Source organism: Micromonospora sp. C97, from assembly GCF_018070385.1.
Taxonomy (GTDB): domain Bacteria; phylum Actinomycetota; class Actinomycetes; order Mycobacteriales; family Micromonosporaceae; genus Micromonospora; species Micromonospora parva.
Map to the genome: position 1 here is coordinate 271975 of NZ_JAGPXU010000002.1, position 25409 is coordinate 297383.

Here is a 25409-nt window from a genome sequence, read left to right on the forward strand (position 1 = left end):
CACAACACTGGAAGTTTGGCGACTGTTCCCGGGGTCGAGATCGGGCCAGTTCCGGCCGCCCAGTGCCGCCGAAGGGTCAGGTGCGGGCGTCCCGGCGTCCGGCGGAGAGCTCCCAGGCGCGGACGCCGCCGACGATCCCGGCGGTGTTCGGCACCACCACCACGTCGTCGCCCATCCGGGCCAGCTGCTCGGGCCGGATCAGTCGGGAGTTGCCCCCGCCCAGGTAGAGCCGGTCCCAGCGGAACACCGGGCGGAGCCCGTCCACCACCTGCCGGATCCGCCGGGACCAGAAGGCGTCGCCGAGCCGTCGACGTTCCGGCTCGCCGACGTACGTGTCGTAGGTGGTGCCCCAGCGCACCGGCGCGTGCGACAGCTCCAGGTGCGGTGCGAGCACCCCACCGTCGAAGAGCGCGCTGCCCAGCCCCGTTCCCAGGGTCAGCACCAGCTCGCAACCGGTGCCGGCGACCACCCCGGCGCCGTGCACCTCGGCGTCGTTGAGCACCAGCGCCGGCACCCCGAACGCGTCGGCAAGCGCCCCCCGCGCGTCCCAGCCGGACCACTCGGCGAGCAGGTCCGGGTCGACCCGGGTGCGGGGGCCGTTGCGGGTGACGTAGTGCGGGGTGCTCACCACCACGCCGTGCCGGATCATTCCGGGTACGCCGACCGTGAGCCGGTCCGCCGTCGGCAGGCGCCCGCCCAGATCCAGCAGGGTCCGGACAAACAACGCGGGCGGCAGAGGGTACGGGGTGGGCACCCGCAACGGCCGGGCCCGCATCGTTCCCGCCTCGTCGAGCACGGACGCCTTGATGCCCCCGCCGCCGCAGTCGATCGCCAGTGTGGTCACCACGTCGTTGAGTCTGCCCGCTGCCGGCGGTTGGCATGCGGGCGGCCGGATAGGCTGCCGTCCTGATGAGCGCCACGATGATCGTCAAGGACCTGGCCGCCGGGCACGGCGACCGCCAACTCTTCGCCGGATTGGACCTGGTGGTCGCCCCCGGCGACGTGGTGGGGCTGGTCGGGCCGAACGGGGCCGGCAAGTCGACGCTGCTGCGTACCCTCGCCGGGTTGTTGCCGGTCGAGGCCGGCAGCGTGCGGCTCAGCCCACCTACCGCGAGCGTCGGACACCTGCCACAGGAGCCGGAGCGGCGGCCGGGCGAGACGGTCCGCGACTTCCTGGCCCGCCGGACCGGGGTGACCGGCGCGCAGGCGGCACTGGACGCGGCGACCGAGGCGCTGACCGCCGGGGCGGCGGGCGCGGACGACGCGTACGGCGACGCGTTGGAGCGCTGGCTCGCCCTGGGCGGCGCGGACCTGGACGAACGCGCCGAGCAGGTGAGCGCCGACCTGGGGCTCGCCGTCGACCTGGACCACCCGATGACCGGGCTCTCCGGCGGCCAGGCGGCTCGCGCCGGGCTGGCGTCGCTACTGCTCAGCCGGTACGACGTGTTCCTGCTCGACGAGCCGACGAACGACCTGGACCTGGCCGGGTTGGAACGGCTGGAGGAGTTCGTCACCGGGCTGCGGGCCGGCACGGTGCTGGTCAGCCACGACCGGGAGTTCCTCACCCGCACGGTGACCCGGGTGCTGGAGCTGGACCTGCCGCAGCAGCAGGTCAATCACTACGGCGGCGGTTACGCGGCCTACCTGGAGGAGCGCGAGGTGGCCCGTCGGCACGCCCGCGCGGACTTCGAGGAGTACGCCGACACGAAGGCCGGACTGGAGGCTCGGGCCCGCACCCAGCGTGGCTGGATGGAGAAGGGCGTGAAGAACGCCCGCCGCAAGGCCACCGACAACGACAAGATCGGCCGTAAGTTCCGCAGCGAGTCGAGCGAGAAGCAGGCCGCCAAGGCCAAGCAGACCGAACGGCTGATCGAACGGCTCGACGTGGTCGAGGAGCCCCGCAAGGAGTGGGAGCTGCGGATGGAGATCGCCGCCGCGCCCCGCGCCGGCGCCGTCGTGGCCACGCTGCGCGGGGCGGTGGTACGCCGGGGTGGCTTCACCCTCGGCCCGGTGGACCTCCAGATCGACTGGGCGGACCGGGTCGCGGTGACCGGGGCCAACGGCTCGGGCAAGTCCACCCTGCTGGCCGCGCTGCTGCGACGGCTGCCGCTGGACGAGGGCACCGCCTCGCTCGGGCCCGGCGTGGTGGTGGGCGAGGTGGACCAGGCCCGTGGGTTGTTCCTCGGCGACGCGCCACTGATCGACGCGTTCCACGCGGCCGTACCCCATCTGTCGCCGGCCGACGCGCGGACCCTGCTGGCGAAGTTCGGGCTGCGCGCGGCGCACGTGCCCCGACCCGCGGCCACCCTCTCGCCCGGTGAGCGGACCCGGGCGGCGCTGGCCCTGCTGCAGGGCCGTGGGGTCAACCTGCTGGTGCTGGACGAGCCCACCAACCACCTGGACCTGCCCGCCATCGAGCAGCTCGAATCGGCGCTGGCCAGCTATCCCGGAACGCTGCTGCTGGTCACCCACGACCGGCGGATGCTGGCCGCCATCGAGACCAACCGGCGACTGCGGGTCGACGGCGGGCGGATCGCCGAGGATTGATCCGTGCCGGCGGGCCGGCGCGGGGTGAGAATGACGCCATGCTCAAGTGGGAGTACGCCCTGCTGGTCCGCCGCCGCCAGGCCGCGACCAACGACCTCGGCTGGGAGGTCGTCTTCGTCTGGTACGGCCCGGACGGCTCGATGGTCGACGTGACGCCCTACGGCGACACCTCGCTGGCCCACCTGAACCGGGCCGGCGACCAGGGCTGGGAGTTGGTCGCGATGAGCGAGGACCCGTCCCTGCCCGGCAACCACGAACTGCACCGCTATCACCTCAAGCGGCCGAAGCCCGCCGACCCGCCACCTCGCCAGCGGATGCGCGGCGGACGCCGCACCATCTCCGGCTGACACGCGGCCCGGCCCGTGCCGGCGCGAAGCCCGATGCCGGCGCGAAGCCCGATGCCGGCGCGAAGCCCGATGCCGGCGCGAAGCCCGATGCCGGCGCGAAGCCCGATGCCGGCGCGAAGCCCGATGCCGGCGCGAAGCCCGATGCCGGCGCGAAGCCGATGTCTGCGTTGAGCATGATGCCAAGTAGACATCGTGATGCCGCTGTGGCATCACGATGATTGCGGCCCCGGCTCGCATCTCGCGACACGCGTGTGGGCAGCCTCGCCCAGTGAGCGGCGAGGTGATGCGGCCCCGGCCCGCATCCCGCGACACGCGCGTGAGTGGCCTCGCCCGAGCGAGCAGCGATGTGGACGAGCGGGGCATAACGGGCGCGATTGCGGGTATCGCGCGGCGGGAGGTGACCCGAATGGTCGCTTTGGCGCAGACTCCACCCTCGGCCGACCGGCTGCGGGCGATCGACGAATTCCTCGCCCAGGCATGGGCGGACCAGGTCCGCCACGATGAGCGGTTGCGGGACCTGACGGTCGAGGTGCGCTTCGACCGGGGGGTGGCCCATCTGAGCGGCGAGGTGGCCGAGCCCGCCCAACTGCGGCTGGTGCGCGACCTGGTGGGGCGGCTCGCCGGGGTCTACGGCGTCTGGTGCCGGGTCGGCATCGGCGGGCGGGCGCCGGTGGTCGTGGACCTCGGTTGCGGGCCGACCAAGCAGTGGTCGAGCAACCTGGGGCTGGACATCTACCCGGCGCCCGGCGTGGACGCCGTCGCGGACCTGTCCGGCTCACTACCGCTCGCCGACAACTCGGTGGACGTCCTCTTCGCTGTGCACATCCTGGAGCACCTGATCGACTTCCTGCCGCTGGTCGACGAGTGTCACCGGGTGCTCCGCCCCGGCGGCGTGCTGCACGTGATGAGCCCCTGGTGGGGGCATGTGAACGCGGTGGCCGACCCGACCCACGTGCGGCTGATGGACGTGCAGACGTTCAAGGGGATCTGTCAGCTCCGGCCCCCGGGCACCCCGCGCTGGTACCCACTGCACGCCGGCTGCGACGGCGCCTCGATCTTCGCCGACCTGACCCCCCTCCCCCCGGACGCCGACCCGGCACCCCAATCCCACCTAGCCCGCTTCTTCGACTGACCCGGTCCGGGTGGATTCGCGGAGGTGGAGGCGGTACGGGGCCTTTAGGTGGCGGGTGGGGAGGGTGGGGTTGCCGGTCAGGCGGTCGGCGAGGAGTTGGACGGCCAGCCGGGCGATCTGCTCCTTGTCCGGGGCGACGGTGCTCAGGGCCGGGATGGCGAACCTGCCGTCCTCGATGTCGTCGAAGCCGGCCACCGCCACGTCCTCGGGCACCCGCAGGCCGGCCTCGTGCAGCGCGCGCAGGACACCGAGGGCCAGCGTGTCGTTGAAACAAAAGACGGCGTCGGGGCGTACTCCGGAGGTGAGCAGGCCGCGCATCGCGGCCGCGCCGTCCGCGCGGTGCCAGGCCGGCGCGGACGCCACCAGGGCCTGGTCGTCGTCGAGCCCGGCGGCGCGCAGCGCGTCCCGGTAACCGGCCAGGCGCAGCCGGGCGCTGGCGCCCTCGTCGGTGCGCTGCGCGCCGACGGCGGCGATCCGGCGACGCCCCAACCGGATCAGGTGGTCGGTGACCTCCCGGGCTGCCGCCACGTTGTCGATCACCACACGATCCGCCGGGCCGTCTGCAATCCGCTCGCCGAGCAGCACCATCGGGGTGCCGTCCAGGCCGGCCAGGTCCGCCGCGGTGAGCCCCAGCGGGCTGATGATGAGCCCGTCGAGCAGGTGGCCGGTGATGCCTGAGGCGAGCACTCGTTCCTGCTCCCGCCGACCGCCGGTCTGGTCGATCAGCACCGTCCAGCCGTGCCCGGCGGCGGCGCTGACCACGTAGCGGGCCAGCTCGGCGAAGTACGGGATGTCCAGCTCCGGAACGGCCAGCGCGATCACGCCGGTACGCCCCTTGCGGAGGTGCCGGGCGGAGAGGTTGGGCCGGTAGTTGAGTTCGCTGATCGCCTCCTCGACCCGTGCCCGGGTGTCCGGTCGGACATGGACGTGGCCGTTCACCACGTTGGAGACGGTCTTCACGGAGACGCCGGCTCGCTCGGCCACGTCCTTGAGTCTGTGTCGCACGCCGCAACCTCCCCGAGGTGACGGGCGCACCATACCGTCAGCGCCACCGCCGCCAGGGGTACCAGCGACAGGGAAAGGGCCCCTCGCAGCGGCACGGGGCCCTTCCTCGTTCCGTCGGATCAGCTGTCGGCGGTCGGCTCACGGGGACCCGGGGCGACTGCGGGCTCGTGTCGGGCCAACCGGTTGCGGCGGTAGCCGTAACCGAAGTAGATCAACGCGCCGAGCAGCATCCAGGCCAGGAACCGCAGCCAGGTCTCCACCGACAGGTTGAGCATCAGGTAGAAGCAGGCCAGCGCCGAGACGATCGGCAGCACCGGCGAGAACGGCACCCGGAACGGCCGCTCCAGGTCCGGCCGCCTGCGGCGCAGGATCGGCACCGCCACCGACACCAGCACGAAGGCGCAGAGCGCGCCGATGCTGACCAGGTCGGCCAGCGCGGACAGCGGCAGGAAGCCGGCCAGCAGCGCGACCGCCACCGTCATGATCGCCGAGATCCGGTACGGGGTGCCCCAACGCGGGTGCACCTTCGCGATCGAGGGTGGGATCAGCCCGTCCCGGGCGATGGCGAAACCGATCCGGCCCATGGCTACCAGGTCGACCAGGATGACGCTGGTCAGGCCCGCGACGGCGGCGATGGAGACCAGGACTGCCGCCCAGCCCGCGCCGACCGACTCGAAGGCGGACGCGATCGGGGCGCCCCGGTCGATCTCGGTGTACGGCACCATCCCGACCACCACGAGCGACACGCCGATGTAGAGCACCGTGGAGATCAGCAGCGTGCCGAGCAGACCCAGGGTGAGGTCCCGCTTGGGCTTGCGCGTCTCCTCGCCGAGGTTGGCCACGGCCTCGAACCCGGTGTACGCGAAGAAGACCACGGCGGCGGCGCTGAGCACCCCGACGAAACCAAAGACCGACGGCTCCAGCCCGAACAGCGCCTGGGTGACCGGTTGCTTGATGCCGTCGTCGCCGCTTCCGGCGGGCTCGGCCGGCGGGATGAACGGGGTGAGGTTGGCGGCCTTGACGAAGAACAGCCCGGCGACCACCACGAAGACACAGATGGCCACCTTGACCAGCACCAGCAGGTTGGTGATCCGGGCGGATTCGCGGATGCCGACGATCGCCACGATGCCGAGGATCAGCACGATGGCGATGGCGCCAACGTTGACGGTGCTGCCCTCCTCGCCGAACCACCGGGTCGGCAGGTCGAGCAGTTCGGCGAGGTAACCGGACCAGCCCCGGGCCACCACCGCGGCGCCGAGCGCGAACTCCAGCAGCAGGTCCCAGCCGATGATCCAGGCGACGATCTCGCCCATCGTGGCGTACGCGTAGGTGTAGGCGCTGCCGGCGGTCGGCACGCTGGAGGCCAGTTCGGCGTAGCAGAGGGCGGCGAGCAGGGCCACCACGCCGGCGATGGCGAAGGAGATCACCACGCCCGGCCCGGCGCTGTCCCGGGCTTCGATCCCGGTGAGCGTGAAGATGCCGGTGCCGATCACGATGCCGATGCCGAAGCCGGTGAGGTCGATCGCGCCGAGGCGCCGCTTCAGCCCCAGTTGGCCGTCGCTGCCGTCCGCCTCACCCTGGGCTATCACGTCCTTGATTGGTTTTGTGCGCAGCACGGACACCCGGTCACCCCTCCCACCGTGCGACCACCTCCGTGGCGGCCGGTGACCGCCGTTGCTACCCAGCGGCGCGATTGGTCAACCCCGAACTCTTGCGGCGATGGCCAGACTGTGAAAATTTCCTACCAGGAACGCGGACACCGACGGCGAATGTTGCCGCGCGCCGCGCGAAACATCCGGGAGCCCCACCGAAGGGACACACCGCATGAAAGCCACCCAACTCGGAGCCGCCGGGCTGGTCGCAGCCCTGCTCGGCACATTTGTCAGCGTCACCCCCGCGAGCGCCGCGCCCAGCGCGGCCGACACCACCACCACTGCCTGCGCCACCGACCCGGCCACCCCCAAGCGACAGTTCCGGGCCATGTGGATCTCGTCGGTGGTCAACATCGACTGGCCCAGCAAGGCGTCCCAGACCGCGCCGGACCGGATCGCCGCCCAGCAGGCCGAGTACCGCGAACTGCTCGACCTGGCCGGGCGCCTGAACCACAACGCCGTCGTGGTGCAGGTCCGGCCCACCGCCGACGCGCTCTGGCCCTCGCCGTACGAGCCGTGGTCGGAATACCTGACCGGGGTACGCGGCCAGGACCCCGGCTGGGACCCGCTGGCCTTCCTGGTCGACGAGTCGCACAAACGGAACCTGGAGTTCCACGCCTGGTTCAACCCGTACCGCGTCTCCATGCCGGCCCCCGGCGGCGCCGGCGCCGACCTGGCCCAACTCGCCCCCGGCCACCCGGCCCAGCAGCACCCCGAGTGGACGTTCGCCTACCCACCGGCCGGAGTGGCCGGCAGCCGGCTCTACTACAACCCGGGAATCCCCGAGGTCCGCGAGTTCGTCCAGACCGCCATGATGGACGCGGTCAAGCGGTACGACATCGACGGCGTCCACTTCGACGACTACTTCTACCCCTACCCGAGCGGCACCTACCAGGTGCCGGACGACGCGACCTTCGCGGCCCACAACCGGGGCTTCACCGACCGGGCCGACTGGCGGCGGGACAACATCAACCTGTTGATCCAGGAGATGAACGGCAAGATCAAGGCGGCGAAGCCGTGGGTGAAGTTCGGGGTCAGCCCGTTCGGCATCTGGCGCAACAAGACCGCCGACCCGCTCGGCTCGGACACCACCGGCAGCCAGTCGTACGACATCATCTCCGCCGACACCCGTAAGTGGATCAAACAGGAGTGGATCGACTACGTGGTGCCGCAGCTCTACTGGTACATCGGCCAGTACCCGGCGGCGGACTACGCGCGCCTGGTGCCGTGGTGGGCCGAGACGGTGCGTGGCACCCGGGTGCAGCTCTACATCGGCCAGGCCGACTACAAGAGCGGCGACCCGGCGTACGGGTCGTTCTGGCAGAACCCACGCGAACTGTCCGACCACCTGACGCTCAACCGGTCGTACCCGGAGGTGCAGGGCAACGTGCACTTCTCCGCCGTGCAGGTACGGGCCAACCGGCTCGGCGCCACCGACATCTACGCGGCTGAGCACTACTCCCGCCCGGCGCTGGTGCCGGCCATGCCCCACCTGCCGGCCCGCCCGCTGCTCTTCCCGGTGGTCACCAAGACGACCCGGCAGGCCGACGGGGTCCGGCTCACCTGGCGGCAGCCCGCCGACGGCGTCGGCCCGCTCGGCACCGCCACCTCGTACGCGATCTACCGGTTCGACGGCACCACGCTGCCCGTCCGGTGCGCCACTGCCGACGCGGCGAACCTGGTCGGCACCGTCCGCGCCACGGCCGGTGCCAGCCAGTCCTGGGTGGACACCTCGGCCGAGCCCGGCCGGCGCTACACCTACCAGCTGACCGCCCTGGACCGGTCCGCCAACGAGAGCCCCGCGAGCCCGCCGGCCTTCGTGCTGCGCTGACTCAGTTCCTGAGTGCCCCGGACGCCACGCGCGTCCGGGGCATTCGTCTGTTTCAACGCATGTCACCAATAGTTGGCGAGGCACATACCGCGTAGTTGATCAGCTGATCGACACTCATCGACATCCGGTAACCCGCCGGTAACTTCGGTCCCACCGCTCACCCCCCGCGGAGGTAACCCGTGCCCCGACGTCTCGCCACCCTGCTCGCCTCGGGCGCGTTAGCGCTGCTCGCCACCCTCACCATCGCCTCCCCCGCCGCCGCCGTCACCCCCGCCCAGAAGCTCTCCGTGCTGTCGAGCTGGACCCAGACCAGCGCGTCCAGCTACAACTCGTGGAACAGCGCCCGGGTCAACCGGGCCCCCTGGGCCGAGTACAACTTCAACTGGTCCACCGACTACTGCTCGTCCAGCCCCGACAACCCGCTCGGGTTCACCTTCAACCTGGGCTGCTACCGGCACGACTTCGGCTACCGCAACTACAAGGCGGTCGGCCAGTTCCCCGCCAACAAGTCCCGCCTCGACAGCGCCTTCTACGAGGACCTGAAGCGGGTCTGCGCCACGTACAACTCGGTCGTCCGGCCGGCCTGCTACAGCCTGGCCTGGACCTACTACCAGGCGGTCAGCATCTTCGGTTCGGTGGCAGCCGTCCAGCAGGCCGACATCGACCGCGCCGCCCGAATGAAGGCCGACGCCGAAGCCAAAGCCCGCCAGTAACCGCTGAACCCCACCCCCTGAACTGTGTTGATCAAGAGGTTTCGGTCACCGGAGGCGCGTTTTCTGACGCAAACCTCTTGATCAACACGGACAGGGGGTGGGCCAGGGTGGGGGTTAGGCGCCTTCGGTGCGGGTGGCCGGGTGGCGGTCGGGGTCGGCGGGACGGCGTGGGGTCGGCTGGGACAGGCCCGTACTGAAGCGGGTCGAATCCGCCGCGAGGTCCGGGTGTTCCACGTCCAGTGCGAGCGCGGCGGCCTCGTCCAACCCCAGTTCGGCACCCTCGCCGTACGCGTCGTCGAAGGCCGCGTCGCCCAGCACCGCGCGCAACTCCCCCTGCTGTTGCGCCCAGTAACCGCCGAAGATCCCCGGGGTGGCCCGCATGCTCGCCCGGGTCGCCTGCGCGGCACCGAACAGTCGGGCGGCGGTCAACCGCTCCCCGCCGATCGCACACCGCACCGCGACCGCGTTCAAGGTGTCACACGCCCGGCCGTGGTAGCCGTGGCCCATCCGCGAACGCAACGCCACCAGCAGGTGCTCGTGGGCGGCGATCACATCGCCACGGGCCAACGCGACCATCCCGAGCAGCATGTCCACCGAACGCCGGCCGCGCTCCACGGGGCGGGCCGCCTCCACCGGACGCACCGCGCCCAACAGCTCCGCCGCCTCCTCCAGGGCACCCCGCCGCCAGAGCAGCTCAGCCAGGCTGAACACCGCGAACAGCGCCTCGCCGACCACGTCCTGCCCGTGCGCCCAGTCGATGACCTCCCGGCACACCCGCTCGGCCTCGACGAACTGCCCCATGTCCACCAGCGGCGCGGCCCGGCCGGCGAGCACCCGGGCCAGCAGACCGGCGTCACCGGCCTGCCGGGCCGCCGCCTCCGCCCGCTGGGAGTAGCGCAGCTCCTCGGCGAACTCGCCATCGGCGCTCGCGTGCAACGAATGCATGTGGTACGCCGCCGCCAGCTCCGCCTCCGGGATCCGCTCTCCCGTCTCCGCGATCCGCCCGTACAGCCGGAACAGCCACAGCCGCCCCTCCCGGGCCAGGCCACGCTCCAGCCACCACTGGTCCAGCCCGCCCGCCAGACCGAGACCGGCGCGGGCGCTGCCGCCGGTGGCGCACCAGCGCAGCGCGGCGCGCAGCTCCCCCGCCAGCGGGTCGAGGGAATACAACGACAGCGTCACCGGCCGGCCGTCCTGACCCAGGTGGGCCCGGTCCAACGCGTGGGCCGACCAGGCCACGTGCCGGTCCCGGGCGGCCTGTTCCTCGCCCGCCTCGACCAGCCGACGTGCCGCGTACGCCCGGATGGGGTCGAGCATCCGGTAGGTGCTGCCGGCAGCCCGCGGCTCGGCCAACACCATCGACTTGTCCACCAGCACCGAGAGCGGGTCCAGCGGGTCGTCACCCAGTAGCCATTCCACCGTCTCCAGATCCACCGGGCCGGCGAAGACCGCCAGCCACCGCAGCAGGCGGGCGGCCCGGGGCCCCAGCGTCCGGTACGACCAGGTGACGGTGGCCTGCATGGTCAGATGCCGTTCGGTGGCCGAACGCTGCACCGCCCGGCTCGCCGGGCTCGGCGGTGACGCACCGGCCGCCGCCGCGACCAGGTCCACGGTGTCCTGCTGGTTGCCGGACCAGCCCCGCTCCACCGGCGGCGGGTCCGGGTCCACCCGGCCGGCGTCCAGGGTGCCGAGGACATCGTCCAGCCGCTCGGCGAGCTGGCCGACGGAGAGCACCCGCAGCCGGGCGGCGGCCAACTCGATGGCGAGCGGCAGCCCGTCCAGCCGCTGCACGACCCGACGCAGGTCGGCGGACTCGGCCGGGTCCGGCTGCCGACCGCCACGCGCCGCCGCCGTGCGGTCCAGCAGCAGCGCCACCGCGTCGCTCTCCGCACCGTCGGCGCGCGGGTCGACCGAGAGCGGCGGAATGCGCCACACCACCTCGCCGGGCAGGCTGAACGACTCGCGACTCGTCGCCAGCACCCGCACCCCGCTCCCGCCGGACAGCAACCGCGCGATCACCTCCGCGCAGGCGGCCGGTTGGGTGTCGCAGGTGTCCAGTACGACAAGCATCCGGCGGTTGGCCGCGTACTCGACGAGGGTGTCCAGCATCGGCCGGCCGGGCTCGGGACGCAGGCCCAGCACCGCGGCGATGGCGAACGCCACCAGCCCCGGGTCGGTCACCGAGGCGATGTCGACGAACCAGACCCCGTCCGGGTACGCCTCGACAACTCCGCTGGCCAGCTCCACCGCGAGTCGGGTCTTGCCCGCGCCACCCGCGCCCAGCACGGTGACCAGGCGGTGCTGCCGCACCAGCAGGCCCAGCTCGATGCGTTCGGCCTGCCGGCCGACGAACGACGTCACCTGGGTGGGCAGGTTGTGCGCCACCGCGTCGGCGGTGCGGGGCCGGGGGAACTGCCGCTCCAGGCCCGGGGCCACCAGTTGGAACAGTCGTTCCCGGTCGTCGAAGCCGCGTAGCCGGTGCAGACCGAGGTCGAGCAGTGTCGCACCCGGCGGCATCGGCTCGGCCCGACGTGCGGTGGACGCCGTGCAGAGCACCTGTCCGCCGTGCGCGGCGGCGGCCACCCGGGCGGCCCGGTGCACCTCGGGGCTGGCGTACTCGCCGTCGCGCGGCTCGGCGTAGCCGGTGTGCAGGCCCATCCGCACCCGCGGCGCGGCTTCGGCGGTGGGCCAGTCGTGGCTGGCCAGCGCGCGCTGGGCGGTCAGGCACGCGGTCATCGCCGCGGTGGCGTCCTCGAAGGCCAGGAAGAACGAGTCGCCCTCGGTCAGCAGCTCCGCGCCACCAGTGCTGGCCAGCGTGCGGCGCAGCAACCGTCGATGCTCGGCGAGCACCGGGCGATAGTCCGGACCCAGCAGCTGGGCCAGCCGGGTCGAGCCCTCGATATCGGTGAACACGAAGGTCACCCAACCGCTCGGGAGCTGGATCCGTGGCGACATGCGAGGAACCTCCGCCCGTGACGTCGGGTTCATGCTGCCTGAGTTCGAGCGATCACGCATCGTGAGAACGGCCGGGCAGATGCCGCCTCAACGTGCCACTCGGACCCGATCCCGGCAAGGCCGGACCATCAGGCGGCGGCGAATTGGCCCGATCAGCAGCCGCAGGCACCGCCGCAGCAGCCACCGGCGGCGGGGGTCTGGGCACCACCGGCGGCACCGCCCCGGCCGGTGACCGCGACCGCGGAAAGAAGCTTGACCGTGTCGGCGTGTCCCTGTGGGCAGTTGGCCGGCTCACCGGCAGCCACCATCGGACGGTTGACCTCGAAGGTGTCGCCGCAGGCGCGGCAGCGGAACTCGTACCGGGGCATGCCACCCAGCGTACGTGGATCTGGCGGTTGGCGGAGTATGGGTGATACTCAACAGGTGGTGGACGGCGAGGACGACACGCGTGTGCAACCGTTACGACCGGCCGCGCCGCTGGAGGGGCCACTCGAAGGTTCGGGGGCCGCGCCCGATCCGGTGCGCGCGGTGCCCCGCCCGCGCCGTCCCTGGCTGAGCGGACGTTCGAAGGGCGCGACGGCCACGCCACCGGCCACTGTGCCCGCCTCGCCGACGGCGCCCGAGGTCAACACCGAGGCCCCCAGGACCGAGGCGGCCAAGGCGGCGACGCCCAAACCCGCTGGCGCAAAGACCGGGACGGTCAAGGCAGACGACGCAAAGATCGAAACGGTCAAGGCCGAGGAAGCAAAGGCCGAGACCGCGAAGGCTGAGACGCCCAAGGCCGACAACGCGAAGACCGAGACGGTCAAGCCGGACGACGCGAAGACCGAGACCGCGAAGGCCGAGACGCCCAAGGCCGACGACGCGAAGACCGGAGCCACCGCCGGTGCGACGGATCTGGCGAAGACCACTGTGGATGAGCTGCCGGCGGTGCCGGCGTCCGGCCCGGCCCGTCGGCGACGGGTGCAGTTCGCGCACGCGGTACGTGTGCCGCCGCGCCAGGCGGCAGCAGCCGCCGCGCGGGCCACCCGGGCCTGGGCCGGCCGGCCCAGTGGTCGGCTGACCCTGCCCGGCGTCTTCCTGCTGGCGCTGGTGGCGGCGACCGCCGCGGCGGGTGCGCTGCTCGTACCGGCCACGATCCGCGCACCGCGTCCGGTGGCTGTGGACGCCTCGGCCGCGCCGGGCGCTGTCGCACCGACGGCGGCACCGTCCGGCCTGCCCACCGGCCCGTTGCCCACCGGGCCACTGCCCACCGGCCCGTTGCCCACCATCCCACTGCCCAGCGGCGGTTTGCCCGGCACCGGGCTGCCGACCGGCACGGTGACCGGCGGCCGCCCGTCGGACGCCCTGGCCGGCTGGGCGCAGCAGGTCGGCGCCAAGGTCGGCGTCCCCCCGGTCGCCATGCAGGCGTACGGCTACGCCGAACTGGTCCTCGCCCAGACCAACCGCAGTTGTGCACTGAGCTGGACCACGCTGGCCGCGATCGGTCAGGTCGAATCGGGGCACGGCTCGGCCAACGGCGCGCGGTTGGGGCAGGACGGCAAGGCGCTGCCCCCCATCATCGGGCTGCCGTTGGACGGGAAGGAGGGTCGGATGCGGATCATCGACACCGACGACGGCGCGCTCGACGAGGACCGGACCCTGGACCGCGCCATCGGACCGATGCAGTTCATCCCGACCACCTGGCAGGAGATCGGCGCGGACGCCGACAACGACGGCCGCAAGGACCCGCACGATCTGGACGACGCCGCCCTGGCAGCGGGAAATTACCTCTGCAAGGGTGGTCGGAACCTCAGCATCCCGGGCGACTGGTGGAACGCGATCCTCTCCTACAACGATGTACGGCGCTACGCCCAGGACGTCTACGACACCGCGAACCGGTACGGACGGGCCAGTCGGTCATGAAGTGATCGTCTCGATACGTTGGAGAACTGGACACTTCCCCCAGGCCTCTGTTAGCGGCAAGCTAGACGGGTGATGGTGCGCGAGTGGGACCCCAGGACCGCGTCGTCCGCCGAGATCGCGTCGCTGTTGGCCACGCTGAACGCGGTCCTGGCGGCCGATCTGCCGCAGGACCCGCCCTGGCGGGAGACTTCGCTGCGGGAATACCTCGCCGAGGTGATGCCCGGCGAGCGGCGGATCTCCTGGATCGCCCAGGCCGAGCCGACCGCTGCGGGCGACACGGGCGAGGTGCTCGGCCAGGTGCACGTCCTCCTTCTGGGTGACATCGGTGTTCTCGAGGTGCTGGTGCACCCGTCCGTGCGGCGCACCGGCCTCGGCCGTGACCTGGTGTTGCGTGCCGCCCGCCGGGTCTACCAGGAGGGCTTCCAGTCGATCGGGGTCGAGGTGGTCGGCGACACGCCCGCCGTCGGGTTCTACGAGTCGCTCGGCTTCACCCGGGAGTACGTGGAGACCCGCAGCGTGCTCGACCTGACCGCGGTGGACTGGGCCGAGCTGGCCGAGATGGCCACCGGCATCAGCGCGGGCTACCAGGTGGAGTTCTTCCCGGGCGGGCCGCCGGACGACCTGCTCGAGGCGTACGCGCGGGCCAAGGCCGAGGTGCGCGACGTCGACGACGGCGAGTTGCGCCCCAGCTCGTACGACCCGGAGCGGCTGCGCGACAGCCTCGACACGCTGCACCGGCGGGGCATGAAGCCGTACATCGTGCTCGCCCGGCACGAGCAGAGCGGCGAGGTGGCCGGCCTGACCGAGGTGGTGGTGCCGGCGCAGCACCCGACCCGCGCCGACCAGTACGACACGATCGTCGCGCAGGATCACCGGGGCTACGGCATCGATCGGGCGATCAAGGCCAGGATGCTGTTGGAGCTGCGTTCCGCCGAGCCGGAGCTGATCGAGGTGCAGACCTGGAACGCCCAGGCCAACGAGGCGATGCTCAAGGTCAACGCGGAGCTGGGCTACCGGCCGGACCGGGACTGGTGCGAATACAGCGTCGACGTCGCTGAGCTGGTGCACCGCCTCGATCCGCCACGGTGAGGAATTCACGAAACTGTCCATTAGGGGATGGACGGTGGACAGTCGCGCACCTTAACGTGCGTTGACCCCGTCCACCCATCGTGGAGGCCCTATGCGCCCGCGCCGCTCAATCGCCGCGCTCGCGACCGCCACCGTCGCCGTGACTGTCACGGCGCTCGGCGTCGCACCCACCGCGGCCAGCGCCGCGCCCACCGACCTGTTCATCTCGGAGTACGTCGAGGGTTCGTCGAACAACAAGGCGATCGAGCTGTTCAACGGCACCGGTTCCGCCATCGACCTGACCGCCGGCGGCTACCAGTTGCAGCTCTACTTCAACGGCTCCACCACGGCGACCACCATCGCCCTGACCGGCAGCGTGGCGGCCGGCGACGCGTTCGTGTTCGCCAGCGCCTCGGCCGGGGCCGCCATCCTCGCCCAGGCCGATCAGACCACCGGGGCGAGCCTCTTCAACGGCGACGACGCGATCGTGCTGCGCCGGGGCAGCACGGTGCTCGACTCGGTCGGGCAGGTCGGCGTGGACCCGGGCACCGAGTGGGGTGCCGGCGTCACCAGCACCGCTGACAACACCCTGCGCCGGATGCCGGACGTGACCGCCGGTGACACCGACCCGTCGGACGCGTTCGACCCTGCCACCCAGTGGGCCGGCTTCCCCGTCGACACGTTCGACGGGCTGGGCGCGCACACCGTGGACGGCGGCGGCCCGGTCGACGTACCGGCCACGCTGACCTGCGGCGGCGCCCTTGTCACCGCCGCTGGCACGGCGGCGAGCCGGGAGGTGACCGGCACCGACCCGGACGACACGATCGTCGACCTGGCGGTGACGGCGGTCAGCCCGACGCCGACCGTCGGTTCGATCACCCGTACCGCGTTCACCCCGGCCGACGGGGTGGGCGGCACCGCCCGCGCCACTGTCGGGGTGAGCGCCGATCTCGCCGCCGGGGCGTACACCGTCACCCTCACCGCGACCGACGCGGGCGGTGGCACCGCCAGCTGCGCGCTGGCCGTGCAGGTGACCCGGGAGCTGACCGTCGGCGAGGTGCAGGGTCCGACCACCGACGCCGAGTCCGGGCCCGCCGACCGGTCACCGCTCGCGCCGGCGAGCGGCAACGGCACGAGCAGCACGATGTACGACGTCCGCGGCGTGATCACCCAGTTGACAGTGGCCCGCACCTCGGCCGGGGCGGATCAGCACGGGTTCTTCCTGCAGAGCCGCGTTGGTGACACCGACGGCGACCCGACCAGCTCCGACGGGATCTTCGTGTTCATGGGCGCGTTCACCTCGCTGATCGGCGGTTACGTGCCGACGGTCGGCGACGAGGTCGTGCTGCGGGCCCGGGTGTCGGAGTACTACAACTTCACCCAGCTCTCCGGCGCGTCGCTGGTCCGCCGGATCGGCGGTGGCCTGGCCGTGGACACCGCTGTCGCGGTGACCGACGCGGTCCCGCCGGCCGTGCTGACCGACGCGCAGCGCTTCTGGGAGCGGCACGAGGGCTCCCGGATGCGGATCCGCGCGGGCAGCGGCGCGGTGAGCGGCCGGGACGTCTTCTCCTCCACCGCCGACGCGGAGCTGTGGGTGGTCGACCGTGACGACCCGCTGTTGGACCGCGCCGACCCGTACTCCCGGCGGGTCTTCCGCGACTCGCACCCGCTGGACAACGACCCGGCCCGCCGCTTCGACGACGGTAACGGCCAGCGGACGCTGCTCGGCAGCATGGGTGTGAAGGCCACCGCCGGGGACAGCGCCGCGCTGCTCCCGCCGGCGCACACCTTCGACACGCTGCGGGCGGACGCGGTGGGCGGGGTCTACTACTCGTTCGAGAAGTACGGCGTCCAGGTCGAGCGGGCGGAGTTCGCCGCCGGGGCCGACCCGTCGAAGAACAACCCGCCCAAGCCGGCCGACCGGTCCCAGGAGGTGGCAGTGGCCACCTACAACGTGGAGAACCTGTACGACTACCGGGACGACCCGTTCGACGGCTGCGACTTCACCGGTAACGCCGGCTGCCCGGGTGTCACCCCGCCGTTCGACTACGTCCCGGGCAGCGAGGCGGAGTACCGCGAGCAGTTGGCGGCGCTCGCCGACCAGATCGTCAAGGATCTGCACGCGCCGGACCTGATCCTGGTGCAGGAGGCCGAGGACCAGGACATCTGCACGGTCTCCGGGGCCGCGTTGAGCTGCGGCGACACCAACAACGCCGACGGCGCTCCGGACACCATCCAGGAGTTGGCGCTCACGGTGGCGGCGGCCGGTGGGCCCGCGTACGCCGCCGCCTATGACCGCACCGGCGCGGACGCCCGGGGTATCACCGCCGCGTTCCTGTACCGCACGGACCGGCTGTCGTTGGCCGCCGCGACGGCGAACGACCCGCTGCTGGGCTCGGCACCGACCGTTCAGTACCGGGCTCCGGGCCTGCCGGCCAACGCCGACGTGCAGAACCCGAAGGCCCTCAACGCGGTGCTGCCGTCGGATGTGGACACCTCGACCGGCCGGGACGGGACCAACGTCTTCACCCGTGCCCCGCAGTTGGGCAAGTTCAGCGTTGCCGCCGCGCCGGGTTCCGCCGAGCGGTTCACCCTGTACGCGCTCAGCAACCACTACTCGTCGGGGCCGGACAGCCGGGTCGGGCAGCGGCGGGAGCAGGCGCGCTACGGTGCGGCGATCGTCACCGCGATCGAGGCGGCCGACGGGTCCGCCCGGGTGGTCTACGGCGGGGACCTGAACGTCTTCCCCCGCCCGGACGATCCGATCGCGACGGGTGACCAGCCCACGCCGTCGGACCAGCTCGCCCCGCTGTACGAGGCGGGCCTGCACAATCTGTGGGACAACCTCGTCGCGGACGTGCCGGCGTCGGCCTACTCGTACAGTTTCGAGGGACAGGCGCAGACACTGGACCACCTGTTCGTGAACGACGCGTTCTACGGCGACCTGGTGCAGGTGCGGGCGGCGCACATCAACGCCGACTGGCCGGCGGAGTTCACCGGCGACGGGTCACGGGGTTCCAGTGACCACGACCCGCAGGTGGCCCGGTTCCGGTCCCGTGCGTCGTTGACGGTGGCCGACGCGACGGTGGTCGAGGGCGACCAGGGCACCCGGCAGCTCACCTTCACCGCCACCGTGTCGCGGCCGTTGTCGCAGCCGGTGCTGCTCTGCGCGGCCACCGTCGGCGTCACCGCGCAGGCCGGCTCGGACTTCGACCCGTACGCGGGCTGCAAGGCGCTCGCCGCCGGGCAGACGTCGGTCACCTTCCCGGTGACAGTGCGCGGTGACCGCAAACGGGAGTCGGACGAGAAGGTGACGTTGCTGGTTGCCGGCGTACCCGGTCTCCGGCTGGCTGATCCGCTCGCGGTCGGCACGATCATCAACGACGACTGACGTCGCGCGTTCCGGCGAGGCCCGTCGACCCGTACCGGGTCGGCGGGCCTCTCTCGTGCCGAGGTCAGAGCACTCCGCGCGGCGGCCAGGGCGGCGGGGACAGGTGCCGGTTCTGGGCCACCCGCACCTCCCACTGGCTGCGCCGACGCATCGCGTCCCGGACCTCCCGATTGCGGTAGAACGTCTCCGGCGGGCGGGCCAGCCCGTAGATGTCCGCCCACCACTCCCCCAACTCGGGGTCGAGGATGGTGTCCAGGTGCGATGGGTAGCGGCGCTCCGCGCCGTTGCGGGTGTCCTGCCAGTCGCGCATCGGTTTCAGCACCCGGCCGAACTCGTCCACCACTGCCAACCGGCAGCCCACCACCGCGATGATGCGCCGGAGCAGGACGATGCTCGGCACCATCCGGCCGGCCTCGATTCGGCCGATGGTGGCGTGGTGCACGCCCGCCCAGCGGGCCAGCTCACGCTGGCTGAGGTCAGCGCGACGGCGGACCGCGCGGACGATACCGCCGGCCGGCCAGGGCACGTCGGAAGGCTCGCTGAGGAGGACCGGCTCGGCTGCGGCTGACGAATCGCTCATGCCGTCACCGTCCCGCCTGGCGGAGCCTGCCGCAATCCCGCCGGCCGCGCCTGTGGACAACGAGCCGGCCTGTGGATAACACCTTGTACCGCCGACCACTGTCCGTGTTGGCGACCTCTGGCAGCGCCATCATTACTTTGTGTCATGGATTTCGCGCCGCCTGGTCCAGTCGACCCGGCAGGCAGCGACCGAAACCGGCCAGACCAGGCAAAACTCAACCCTGGCCACCAGACCCCCAACCCGCAGACCGTGTCCTTTGCTCTGCAGTTCGATATGCACCGCTAACGGACCGTGGGTGTCGCCGTCATGGGTGCAGAGCAAAGGGGGAATAGAGGGAAGGCGGATCGGCTGGGCTGGTCACGCTGAGTAGGTCGACGCGACGAATGGCCAACGCGTACGAGGGCCGAAGAAGCCTGGCCGTCATGGCCGAGAGGCCCGGGACTCCGCGCGGCCGGCTGGGCGAGCCCTTACGGCCCGGCGCGCCCGAGGAGGCCGCGTGGCCAGGCCAGGGGCAGAGTCAGTCAGGGGCAGGACGAGCGTCAGTAACGCTCGCGCAGAAGCTGGGCGGCCTCGACCGCCCAGTAGGTGAGGATGACCTGCGCGCCGGCCCGCTTGATCGAGGTGAGGGTTTCCAACATCACCCGCTCCCGGTCGATCCAGCCGTTGGCGGCGGCCGCCTCGACCATGGCGTACTCGCCGGAGACCTGGTAGGCGGCGACCGGGACGTCCACAGCGGCCCGCACCGCCGACACCACGTCGAGGTAGGGCAGCGCCGGCTTGACCATCACCAGGTCGGCGCCCTCGGCGACGTCGAGCGCGACCTCGCGCAGCGACTCCCGCAGGTTGGCCGGGTCCTGCTGGTAGGTGCGCCGGTCGCCCTCCAGCGCCGACTCCACCGCCTCACGGAACGGGCCGTAGAAGGCGGAGGCGTACTTCACGGCGTACGCCAGCACGGAAACGTCCTGGTACCCGGCGGCGTCGAGGGCCCGGCGTACCACGCCGACCTGGCCGTCCATCATCCCGGACGGCCCGACCATGCCGACCCCCGCGGCGGCCTGGGCCACCGCCATCTCGGCGTACGCGGCCAGGGTGGAGTCGTTGTCGACAGCGCCGTCGGGGGCGAGCAGCCCGCAGTGCCCGTGCGAGGTGAACTCGTCGAGGCACAGGTCGCTCATCACGACGGTGGCGTCACCCACCTCGGCCACCACGTCCCGGATGGCCACGTTGAGGATGCCGTCCGGGTCGATGCCGCCGGAGCCGGTCGGGTCCCGCTGCTCCGGCACACCGAAGAGCATGATCCCGCCGACACCGGCCTGGACGGCCTCGACCGCCGCCTTGCGCAGCGAGTCCCGGGAGTGCTGGAGTACCCCCGGCAGCGACGAGATGGCCCGGGGCTCGGTGAGCCCTTCCTTGACGAACATCGGCACGACCAGCTCGGCCGGGTCGACCCGGGTCTCGGACACCAGGCGGCGGACCGCCGGGGTGCGGCGCAGCCGGCGGGGCCGGATCTCGGGGTACGACATGGAAGGGCCTCCTCGAACGACTACCGGAAGCGCAGGGCGGTCGGGCCCTGAACCTTCGAGCCACGGCGCTGCTTGGCCGGCATGGCGGCCAGCTTCTCGCGCAGCTCGACGGCGTAGGCGGCGAGCGCCTCCACCAGGTCGGGCACCGAGGCGTGCGGCGGCTGGACGTCGACCCGCAGGCCGAACTCCGTCGCGGTCTCCGCCGTCTTGGGCCCAATGACGGCAACAACGGTCCGCGCGTGCGGCTTCCCGGCGATACCGACCAGGTTGCGCACGGTGGAGGACGAGGTGAAGAGCACCGCGTCGAAGCCACCCGACTTGATCGCGTCACGGATCTCGGCGGGCGGCGGCGCGGCCCGCACCGTCCGGTACGCGGTCACGTCGTCGACCTCCCAGCCGCGCTCGGTGAGCCCGGCGGCGAGCGTCTCGGTGGCGATGTCGGCGCGCGGCAGCAGCACCCGGCCGACCGGGTCGAGGATCTCGTCGTGCGGCGAGAACTCGGCCAGCAGACCCTCGGAGGACTGCTCGCCGGCGGGGATCAGCTCCGGCTGGATGCCGAACGCGCGGACCGCGTCCGCCGTCGCCTCACCGATGCAGGCGATCTTGACGCCGCCGAAGTGCCGGGCGTCGAGGCCGTGCTCGGCGAACTTCTCCCAGACCGCGCGGACCGCGTTCACCGACGTGAAGATCACCCAGGCGTACCGGCCGTCGACCAGGCCCTTGACCGCCCGCTCCATCTGCGCCGGGGTGCGCGGCGGCTCGACCGCGATGGTCGGCACCTCGCACGGGATCGCCCCGTACGCGCGCAGCCGGGCGCTCATCGCGCCGGCCTGCTCCTTGGTGCGGGGTACGAGCACCTTCCAGCCGTACAGCGGGCGGTTCTCCCACCAGCTCAGCTTGTCGCGCTGCCCCACCCCGACACCGACGGTGAGCACCACCCGGCCGGTGAAGCCGAGCGCGGCGGCCACGAAGCTGTCCACCGTCGACGTGGTCGTGTACTGGGTCTCGCCGGTGCCGTCGCCGGTCACCCCGACACCGGTGGTGCCGTCGACCCCGGCGGCGAGCAGCCCGTCCCGGACGGCGGCGAGGTCACCGGCGTCCACGGCGAGCGCGAGCGAGCCCCGACCGACCGCCGTGGCCAGCGCCTCGAAGTCCAGCGCGCTGACGTCCTCGACGTCGGCGGCGGTACGCACACCCGGCAGCGGGACCCCGGCGTAGGTGGCCACACCCTCGGCCTGGCCGACGCCGGGCACCACCTCGAAGTGGGCGGCGGTGCGGGCCACCGCCTGCACCTCCTTGACCACCGAGTCGTGCCCGAACGGGTCGCCGGCGACCAGGTGCACCGCGTTCAGCCCGGAGCGGGCCGCGGAGATCAGCACCTTCGCCACATCCCCCGGCGCGCCCTCGGCCGGGGTGAACTCGGCATCGTCGGAGGCCTCGGCACGCACGACGGCGAGCAACGACTCGGGGACTCCCCGGTCGTAGATCACCTGGTCGGCGTCGACCAGGGCGTCGTGGGCCCGACGGGTCAGCAGGCCCGGGTCACCGGGGCCAGCCCCGACGAACGCGATACGGCCGACGGGCTTACGGGTGCGGGTCATTCTGTGCTCCCAAATTGCTGGGTCCCCGGGCCGGTGTGTCCTTCGTGGCCGAGGATCGAGTCGGCGCCGAGGTCGAGGAGTTCGGCGGCGAGTGCCTTACCGATCTCCGCCGCGTCGGCGGGCGTTCCGGTGCGGGACAGCCGGAGGTCACGAGTGCCGTCCGGGCTGATCACCGCCCCGCGCAGGTAGATCTCATCGCCGGTCTCGCCTTCGGCGAGTTCGGCATAGGCGGCGACGGGTGCGCTGCACCCGGCCTCCAGGGTTGCCAGAAACGCGCGTTCCGCGGTGACCGCGGCACGCGACGGTGCGTGGTCGAGCAGCGCGAGCAGCCCGACCAGGTCCTGGTCGTCGACCCGGCACTCCACGGCCAGCGCACCCTGAGCGGGGGCGGGCAGCATCAGCATCGGGTCCAACGTCTCGGTGATCACGTCGGTCCGGCCGATGCGGGCCAGACCGGCCCGGGCCAGGACGATCGCGTCGAGGTCGGCGTCCGGACCGAGCACCCGCCCCAGGCGGGTGTCGATGTTGCCGCGGATCGGGGTGACCTCCAGTTGCAGGCCGAGGGCGTGCAGCTGGGCGATCCGGCGCAGCGCGCCGGTGCCCACCGTGGCACCGGGCGGCAACTCGGCGAGGGTGCGGCCGTCGCGGGCCACCAACGCGTCGCGCGGGTCCTGCCGGGCCGGCACCGCAGCGATGTGCAGCCCGCCGGCGCCGGCCGTGGGCAGGTCCTTGTACGAGTGCACCGCGAAGTCGATCGTCCCGGCGGTGAGCGCGTCGCGCAGGGCGGAGACGAACACCCCGACGCCCAGCCGGTGCACCGGCGCGGTGGAGCGGTCGCCCGCGGTGACCACCTCGACCAGCTCGACCGGGCGGCCGGTGGCGGCGGTCACCGCCTCGGCGACCTGGCCGGACTGGGCCATCGCCAGGGTGCTGCCCCGGGTGCCGAGGCGCAGGGGGGCGGTCATCGCGCACCTCCGGTTGGTGGGGTCGGTTCGGCGGTGTCGGCAGCGGACACCGGGCCGGTGCCGGGGAGCCCCAGGCCGAGGTCGGGGGTCAGCACGTCGGGGACGGTGTCGACCGGTGAGGTCTGCGGCACCTCGAGGTCGAACAGCTCGCGCAGCAGTGCGGCGTACTGGTCGCCGCCGGGCTCCGCGGCCAGCTGGCGGACCTTGACGGTGGGCTGGTGCAGCAGCCGTTGCACGACCCGGTGCACGGTGCGGGCCACCTCGGCCCGCAGGTCGTCGCCGAGGTCGGGGCGGCGCTGCGCCAGCCGGCGCAGCTCGGCGCTGACCACGTCGTCGGCCCGGCCCCGCAGCGCGGCCACGGTGGGCGCCACGTCGGCGCCGCGCAACCAGGTGAGGAAGCCCTCCACCTCGCCGAGCACGATGCGTTCGACGGCTGCGGCGTCGGCGGCCGCCGGACCGTCGGCGAGCAGCCCCGCCATCCGGTCGATGTCGATCACTTCGACGCCGGGCAGCTCGGCGACGCCCTCCTCGACGTCGCGCGGGACGGCCAGGTCGAGCAGGACCAGCGGGCCCCGGGCCGGGTCGCGTTCGGCCAGCGCCGTGGTGACCACCGCCCGGGTGAGGACCGGTTCAGTGGACGCGGTGGCGGCCACTACGATGTCCACTGTGGAGAGAGTGTCGGCCAGCTCGGTCATCGGCGCGGCGCTCGCCCCGTACGACTCGGCGAGGCGGACGGCCCGGTCGGCACCCCGGTTGCTGACGATGAGCGGCCCGGCGCCCAGCCGGGACAGCGTGGCCACCCCGAGCGAACCCATCGCGCCAGCGCCCACCACCAGGGCCGGACGGCCGACGAGGTCACCGTCGAAGTGCCCGGCGGCCAGCTCCAGGGCGGCGGTGACGACGCTCTGGCCGGCCCGGTCGATGCCGGTCTCGGCGTGCGCCCGCTTGCCGACCCGCAGCGCCTGCTGCATGAGCTCGTGCAGCAGCCGGCCGGCCGAGTCGGCGCCGGTGGCCCAGTGGTACGCGTCACGCAGCTGGCCGAGGATCTGCGCCTCGCCCACCACCATCGAGTCCAGACCGGTGGCGACCCGGAAGACGTGGTCCACGGCAGCGGTGTCGTAGTGCACGTACAGGTGGCTGGCCAGCGCCGTCGGCGAGCTCCCGGCCTGCTCGGCCAGCACGGCGCAGATGTCGCCGAGCCCGCCGTGGAAACCGGACACGGCGGCGTACACCTCCACCCGGTTGCAGGTGGAGACGATCACCGCCTCGGCCACGTACGGCTGGGCGACCAGGCGGTCCAGGGTGCGGGTGAGGTCGGCGGGGGGCACGGCCAGCTGCTCCAGCGTGGCGACCGGGGCGGTCCGGTAGGACGCGCCGACGACAAGCAGTTTCACGTGCCGATCGCCTCCTGGGTGTCGGTGGCCGCGAACCCGCCGGGCAGGGCGGTGAGAGCGGACCCGCCGGTGGCGGGCAGCGCGGTCAGCGACGCCTTGCGGTGCTCGTGGAAGGACAGAATCTGCAGCTCGATGGCGAGGTCGACCTTGCGCACGTCGACCCCCTCCGGAACCGAGAGTACGCACGGCGCGAAGTTGAGGATGCTCGTCACGCCGACGGCGACCAGTTGGTCGGCGACCTGCTGGGCGGCGGCTGCCGGGGTGGCGATCACGCCGATCGCCAGGGATTCCTCGGCGGCGACCGTCGGCAGGTCGTCGACATGCCGGACCACCAGGCCGTTGATCTCCTCACCGACCCGGGAGGGATCGGCGTCGAGCAGTGCGGCGATCCGGAAGCCCCGGCTGGCGAAGCCGTCGTAGCCGGCCAGAGCGTGACCGAGATTACCCACGCCGACCAGGGCGACAGCCCGGCGTTGGGTGAGCCCGAGCACATACTCGATCTGCTCGATCAGCAGCGCGACGTCGTAGCCGACGCCCCGGGTGCCGTACGAGCCGAGGTGCGAGAGGTCCTTGCGGAGCTTGGCGGAGTTGACCCCGGCGGCGGCGGAGAGGCCTTCGCTGGAGACCGTCTCGTGCCCGGTGTCGGCCAGGTTGTGCAGCGCGCGCAGGTACTCCGGGAGCCGAGCGACGGTCGCCTCGGGCAGGTCCGGGAGCGCCGGTACGGCACCGGCGCGGCCGGGCGCGCCTGGGTGACGGTGCTGACTCATGAGACTCCGTGCGGTGCGATCCTCGGCCAACTC

At 72.4% G+C, this 25409-nt stretch carries 19 protein-coding genes; 8 read left to right on the forward strand and 11 right to left on the reverse strand.

Going from position 1 to position 25409, the window contains the following annotated elements; all coding sequences use genetic code 11:
- Positions 1-76: 76 nt before the first annotated feature.
- Positions 77-847, reverse strand: a complete 771-nt coding sequence (locus KBX26_RS04450) for an ROK family protein (protein ID WP_203120100.1) — start codon at positions 845-847, stop codon at positions 77-79.
- 62 nt (positions 848-909) lie between these two features.
- On the opposite strand from KBX26_RS04450, the gene KBX26_RS04455 reads away from it, so the two are divergent.
- The 3 genes from KBX26_RS04455 (at position 910) to KBX26_RS04465 (ending at position 4026) form a co-directional block, all read left to right on the forward strand.
- Positions 910-2547 carry an ABC-F family ATP-binding cassette domain-containing protein gene (locus KBX26_RS04455; protein ID WP_210864793.1) on the forward strand — a complete coding sequence of 546 codons (1638 nt, stop codon included), beginning with the start codon at positions 910-912 and terminating at the stop codon, positions 2545-2547.
- Positions 2548-2585: 38 nt separating this feature from the next.
- Positions 2586-2894 carry a hypothetical protein gene (locus tag KBX26_RS04460; RefSeq protein ID WP_030329764.1) on the forward strand — a complete coding sequence of 103 codons (309 nt, stop codon included), beginning with the start codon at positions 2586-2588 and terminating at the stop codon, positions 2892-2894.
- A gap of 406 nt (positions 2895-3300) precedes the next feature.
- Complete coding sequence (locus KBX26_RS04465; RefSeq protein WP_030329763.1) at positions 3301-4026, forward strand: methyltransferase domain-containing protein; 726 nt, start codon at positions 3301-3303, stop codon at positions 4024-4026.
- Here the strand turns inward: KBX26_RS04465 and KBX26_RS04470 are convergent.
- On the reverse strand, positions 4006-5031 hold the full coding sequence (locus tag KBX26_RS04470) for a LacI family DNA-binding transcriptional regulator (RefSeq protein ID WP_210864794.1): 1026 nt from the start codon (positions 5029-5031) through the stop codon (positions 4006-4008). The genes KBX26_RS04465 and KBX26_RS04470 overlap by 21 nt on opposite strands.
- A gap of 119 nt (positions 5032-5150) precedes the next feature.
- Positions 5151-6653, reverse strand: a complete 1503-nt coding sequence (locus tag KBX26_RS04475; RefSeq protein WP_210864795.1) for an amino acid permease — start codon at positions 6651-6653, stop codon at positions 5151-5153.
- 202 nt (positions 6654-6855) lie between these two features.
- On the opposite strand from KBX26_RS04475, the gene KBX26_RS04480 reads away from it, so the two are divergent.
- Both KBX26_RS04480 and KBX26_RS04485 read left to right on the forward strand, forming a co-directional pair.
- Positions 6856-8514 (forward strand): glycoside hydrolase family 10 protein, encoded by a 1659-nt coding sequence (locus KBX26_RS04480; RefSeq protein ID WP_210864796.1) that lies wholly within the window; start codon positions 6856-6858, stop codon positions 8512-8514.
- 179 nt (positions 8515-8693) lie between these two features.
- Entirely contained in the window at positions 8694-9227 is a 534-nt protein-coding gene (locus KBX26_RS04485; protein ID WP_210861211.1) for a phospholipase, read from the forward strand.
- 114 nt (positions 9228-9341) lie between these two features.
- On the opposite strand, the gene KBX26_RS04490 is transcribed toward KBX26_RS04485, so the two are convergent.
- Together KBX26_RS04490 and KBX26_RS04495 are read right to left on the reverse strand one after the other, a co-directional pair.
- Entirely contained in the window at positions 9342-12182 is a 2841-nt protein-coding gene (locus tag KBX26_RS04490; RefSeq protein WP_210864797.1) for an NB-ARC domain-containing protein, read from the reverse strand.
- Between the two features lie 152 nt (positions 12183-12334).
- Positions 12335-12550: a zinc ribbon domain-containing protein gene (locus tag KBX26_RS04495; protein WP_030329758.1), complete on the reverse strand. Its 216-nt coding sequence runs from the start codon at positions 12548-12550 to the stop codon at positions 12335-12337.
- Positions 12551-12587: 37 nt separating this feature from the next.
- Between KBX26_RS04495 and KBX26_RS04500 the strand changes: the two genes are divergently transcribed.
- From KBX26_RS04500 to KBX26_RS04510, 3 genes are all read left to right on the forward strand, one after another.
- Positions 12588-14087: a lytic transglycosylase domain-containing protein gene (locus KBX26_RS04500; protein ID WP_210858215.1), complete on the forward strand. Its 1500-nt coding sequence runs from the start codon at positions 12588-12590 to the stop codon at positions 14085-14087.
- A 72-nt stretch (positions 14088-14159) separates the two neighbouring features.
- Positions 14160-15176: a GNAT family N-acetyltransferase gene (locus KBX26_RS04505; protein ID WP_210864927.1), complete on the forward strand. Its 1017-nt coding sequence runs from the start codon at positions 14160-14162 to the stop codon at positions 15174-15176.
- Between the two features lie 91 nt (positions 15177-15267).
- The gene (locus tag KBX26_RS04510; protein ID WP_210864798.1) at positions 15268-18546 is read left to right on the forward strand and encodes a lamin tail domain-containing protein; all 3279 of its coding nucleotides are present in this window, start codon (positions 15268-15270) and stop codon (positions 18544-18546) included.
- A gap of 64 nt (positions 18547-18610) precedes the next feature.
- Here the strand turns inward: KBX26_RS04510 and KBX26_RS04515 are convergent, their stop codons facing one another.
- From KBX26_RS04515 to KBX26_RS04540, 6 genes are all read right to left on the reverse strand, one after another.
- Positions 18611-19126 (reverse strand): helix-turn-helix transcriptional regulator, encoded by a 516-nt coding sequence (locus tag KBX26_RS04515; RefSeq protein WP_081883737.1) that lies wholly within the window; start codon positions 19124-19126, stop codon positions 18611-18613.
- Between the two features lie 539 nt (positions 19127-19665).
- Positions 19666-20649 carry a porphobilinogen synthase gene (gene hemB / locus KBX26_RS04520; RefSeq protein WP_210864799.1) on the reverse strand — a complete coding sequence of 328 codons (984 nt, stop codon included), beginning with the start codon at positions 20647-20649 and terminating at the stop codon, positions 19666-19668.
- Positions 20650-20669: 20 nt separating this feature from the next.
- Positions 20670-22250, reverse strand: coding sequence for a uroporphyrinogen-III synthase (locus KBX26_RS04525; protein WP_030329750.1), 1581 nt, complete (start codon positions 22248-22250; stop codon positions 20670-20672).
- Positions 22247-23215 carry a hydroxymethylbilane synthase gene (gene hemC / locus KBX26_RS04530; protein WP_030329749.1) on the reverse strand — a complete coding sequence of 323 codons (969 nt, stop codon included), beginning with the start codon at positions 23213-23215 and terminating at the stop codon, positions 22247-22249. The genes KBX26_RS04525 and hemC overlap by 4 nt, the downstream gene beginning before the upstream one ends.
- Positions 23212-24609 carry a glutamyl-tRNA reductase gene (locus tag KBX26_RS04535; protein ID WP_210864800.1) on the reverse strand — a complete coding sequence of 466 codons (1398 nt, stop codon included), beginning with the start codon at positions 24607-24609 and terminating at the stop codon, positions 23212-23214. The genes hemC and KBX26_RS04535 overlap by 4 nt, the downstream gene beginning before the upstream one ends.
- Positions 24606-25376: a redox-sensing transcriptional repressor Rex gene (locus tag KBX26_RS04540; RefSeq protein WP_030329747.1), complete on the reverse strand. Its 771-nt coding sequence runs from the start codon at positions 25374-25376 to the stop codon at positions 24606-24608. Before KBX26_RS04540 ends, KBX26_RS04535 begins: the two co-directional genes overlap by 4 nt.
- Positions 25377-25409 lie beyond the last annotated feature (33 nt).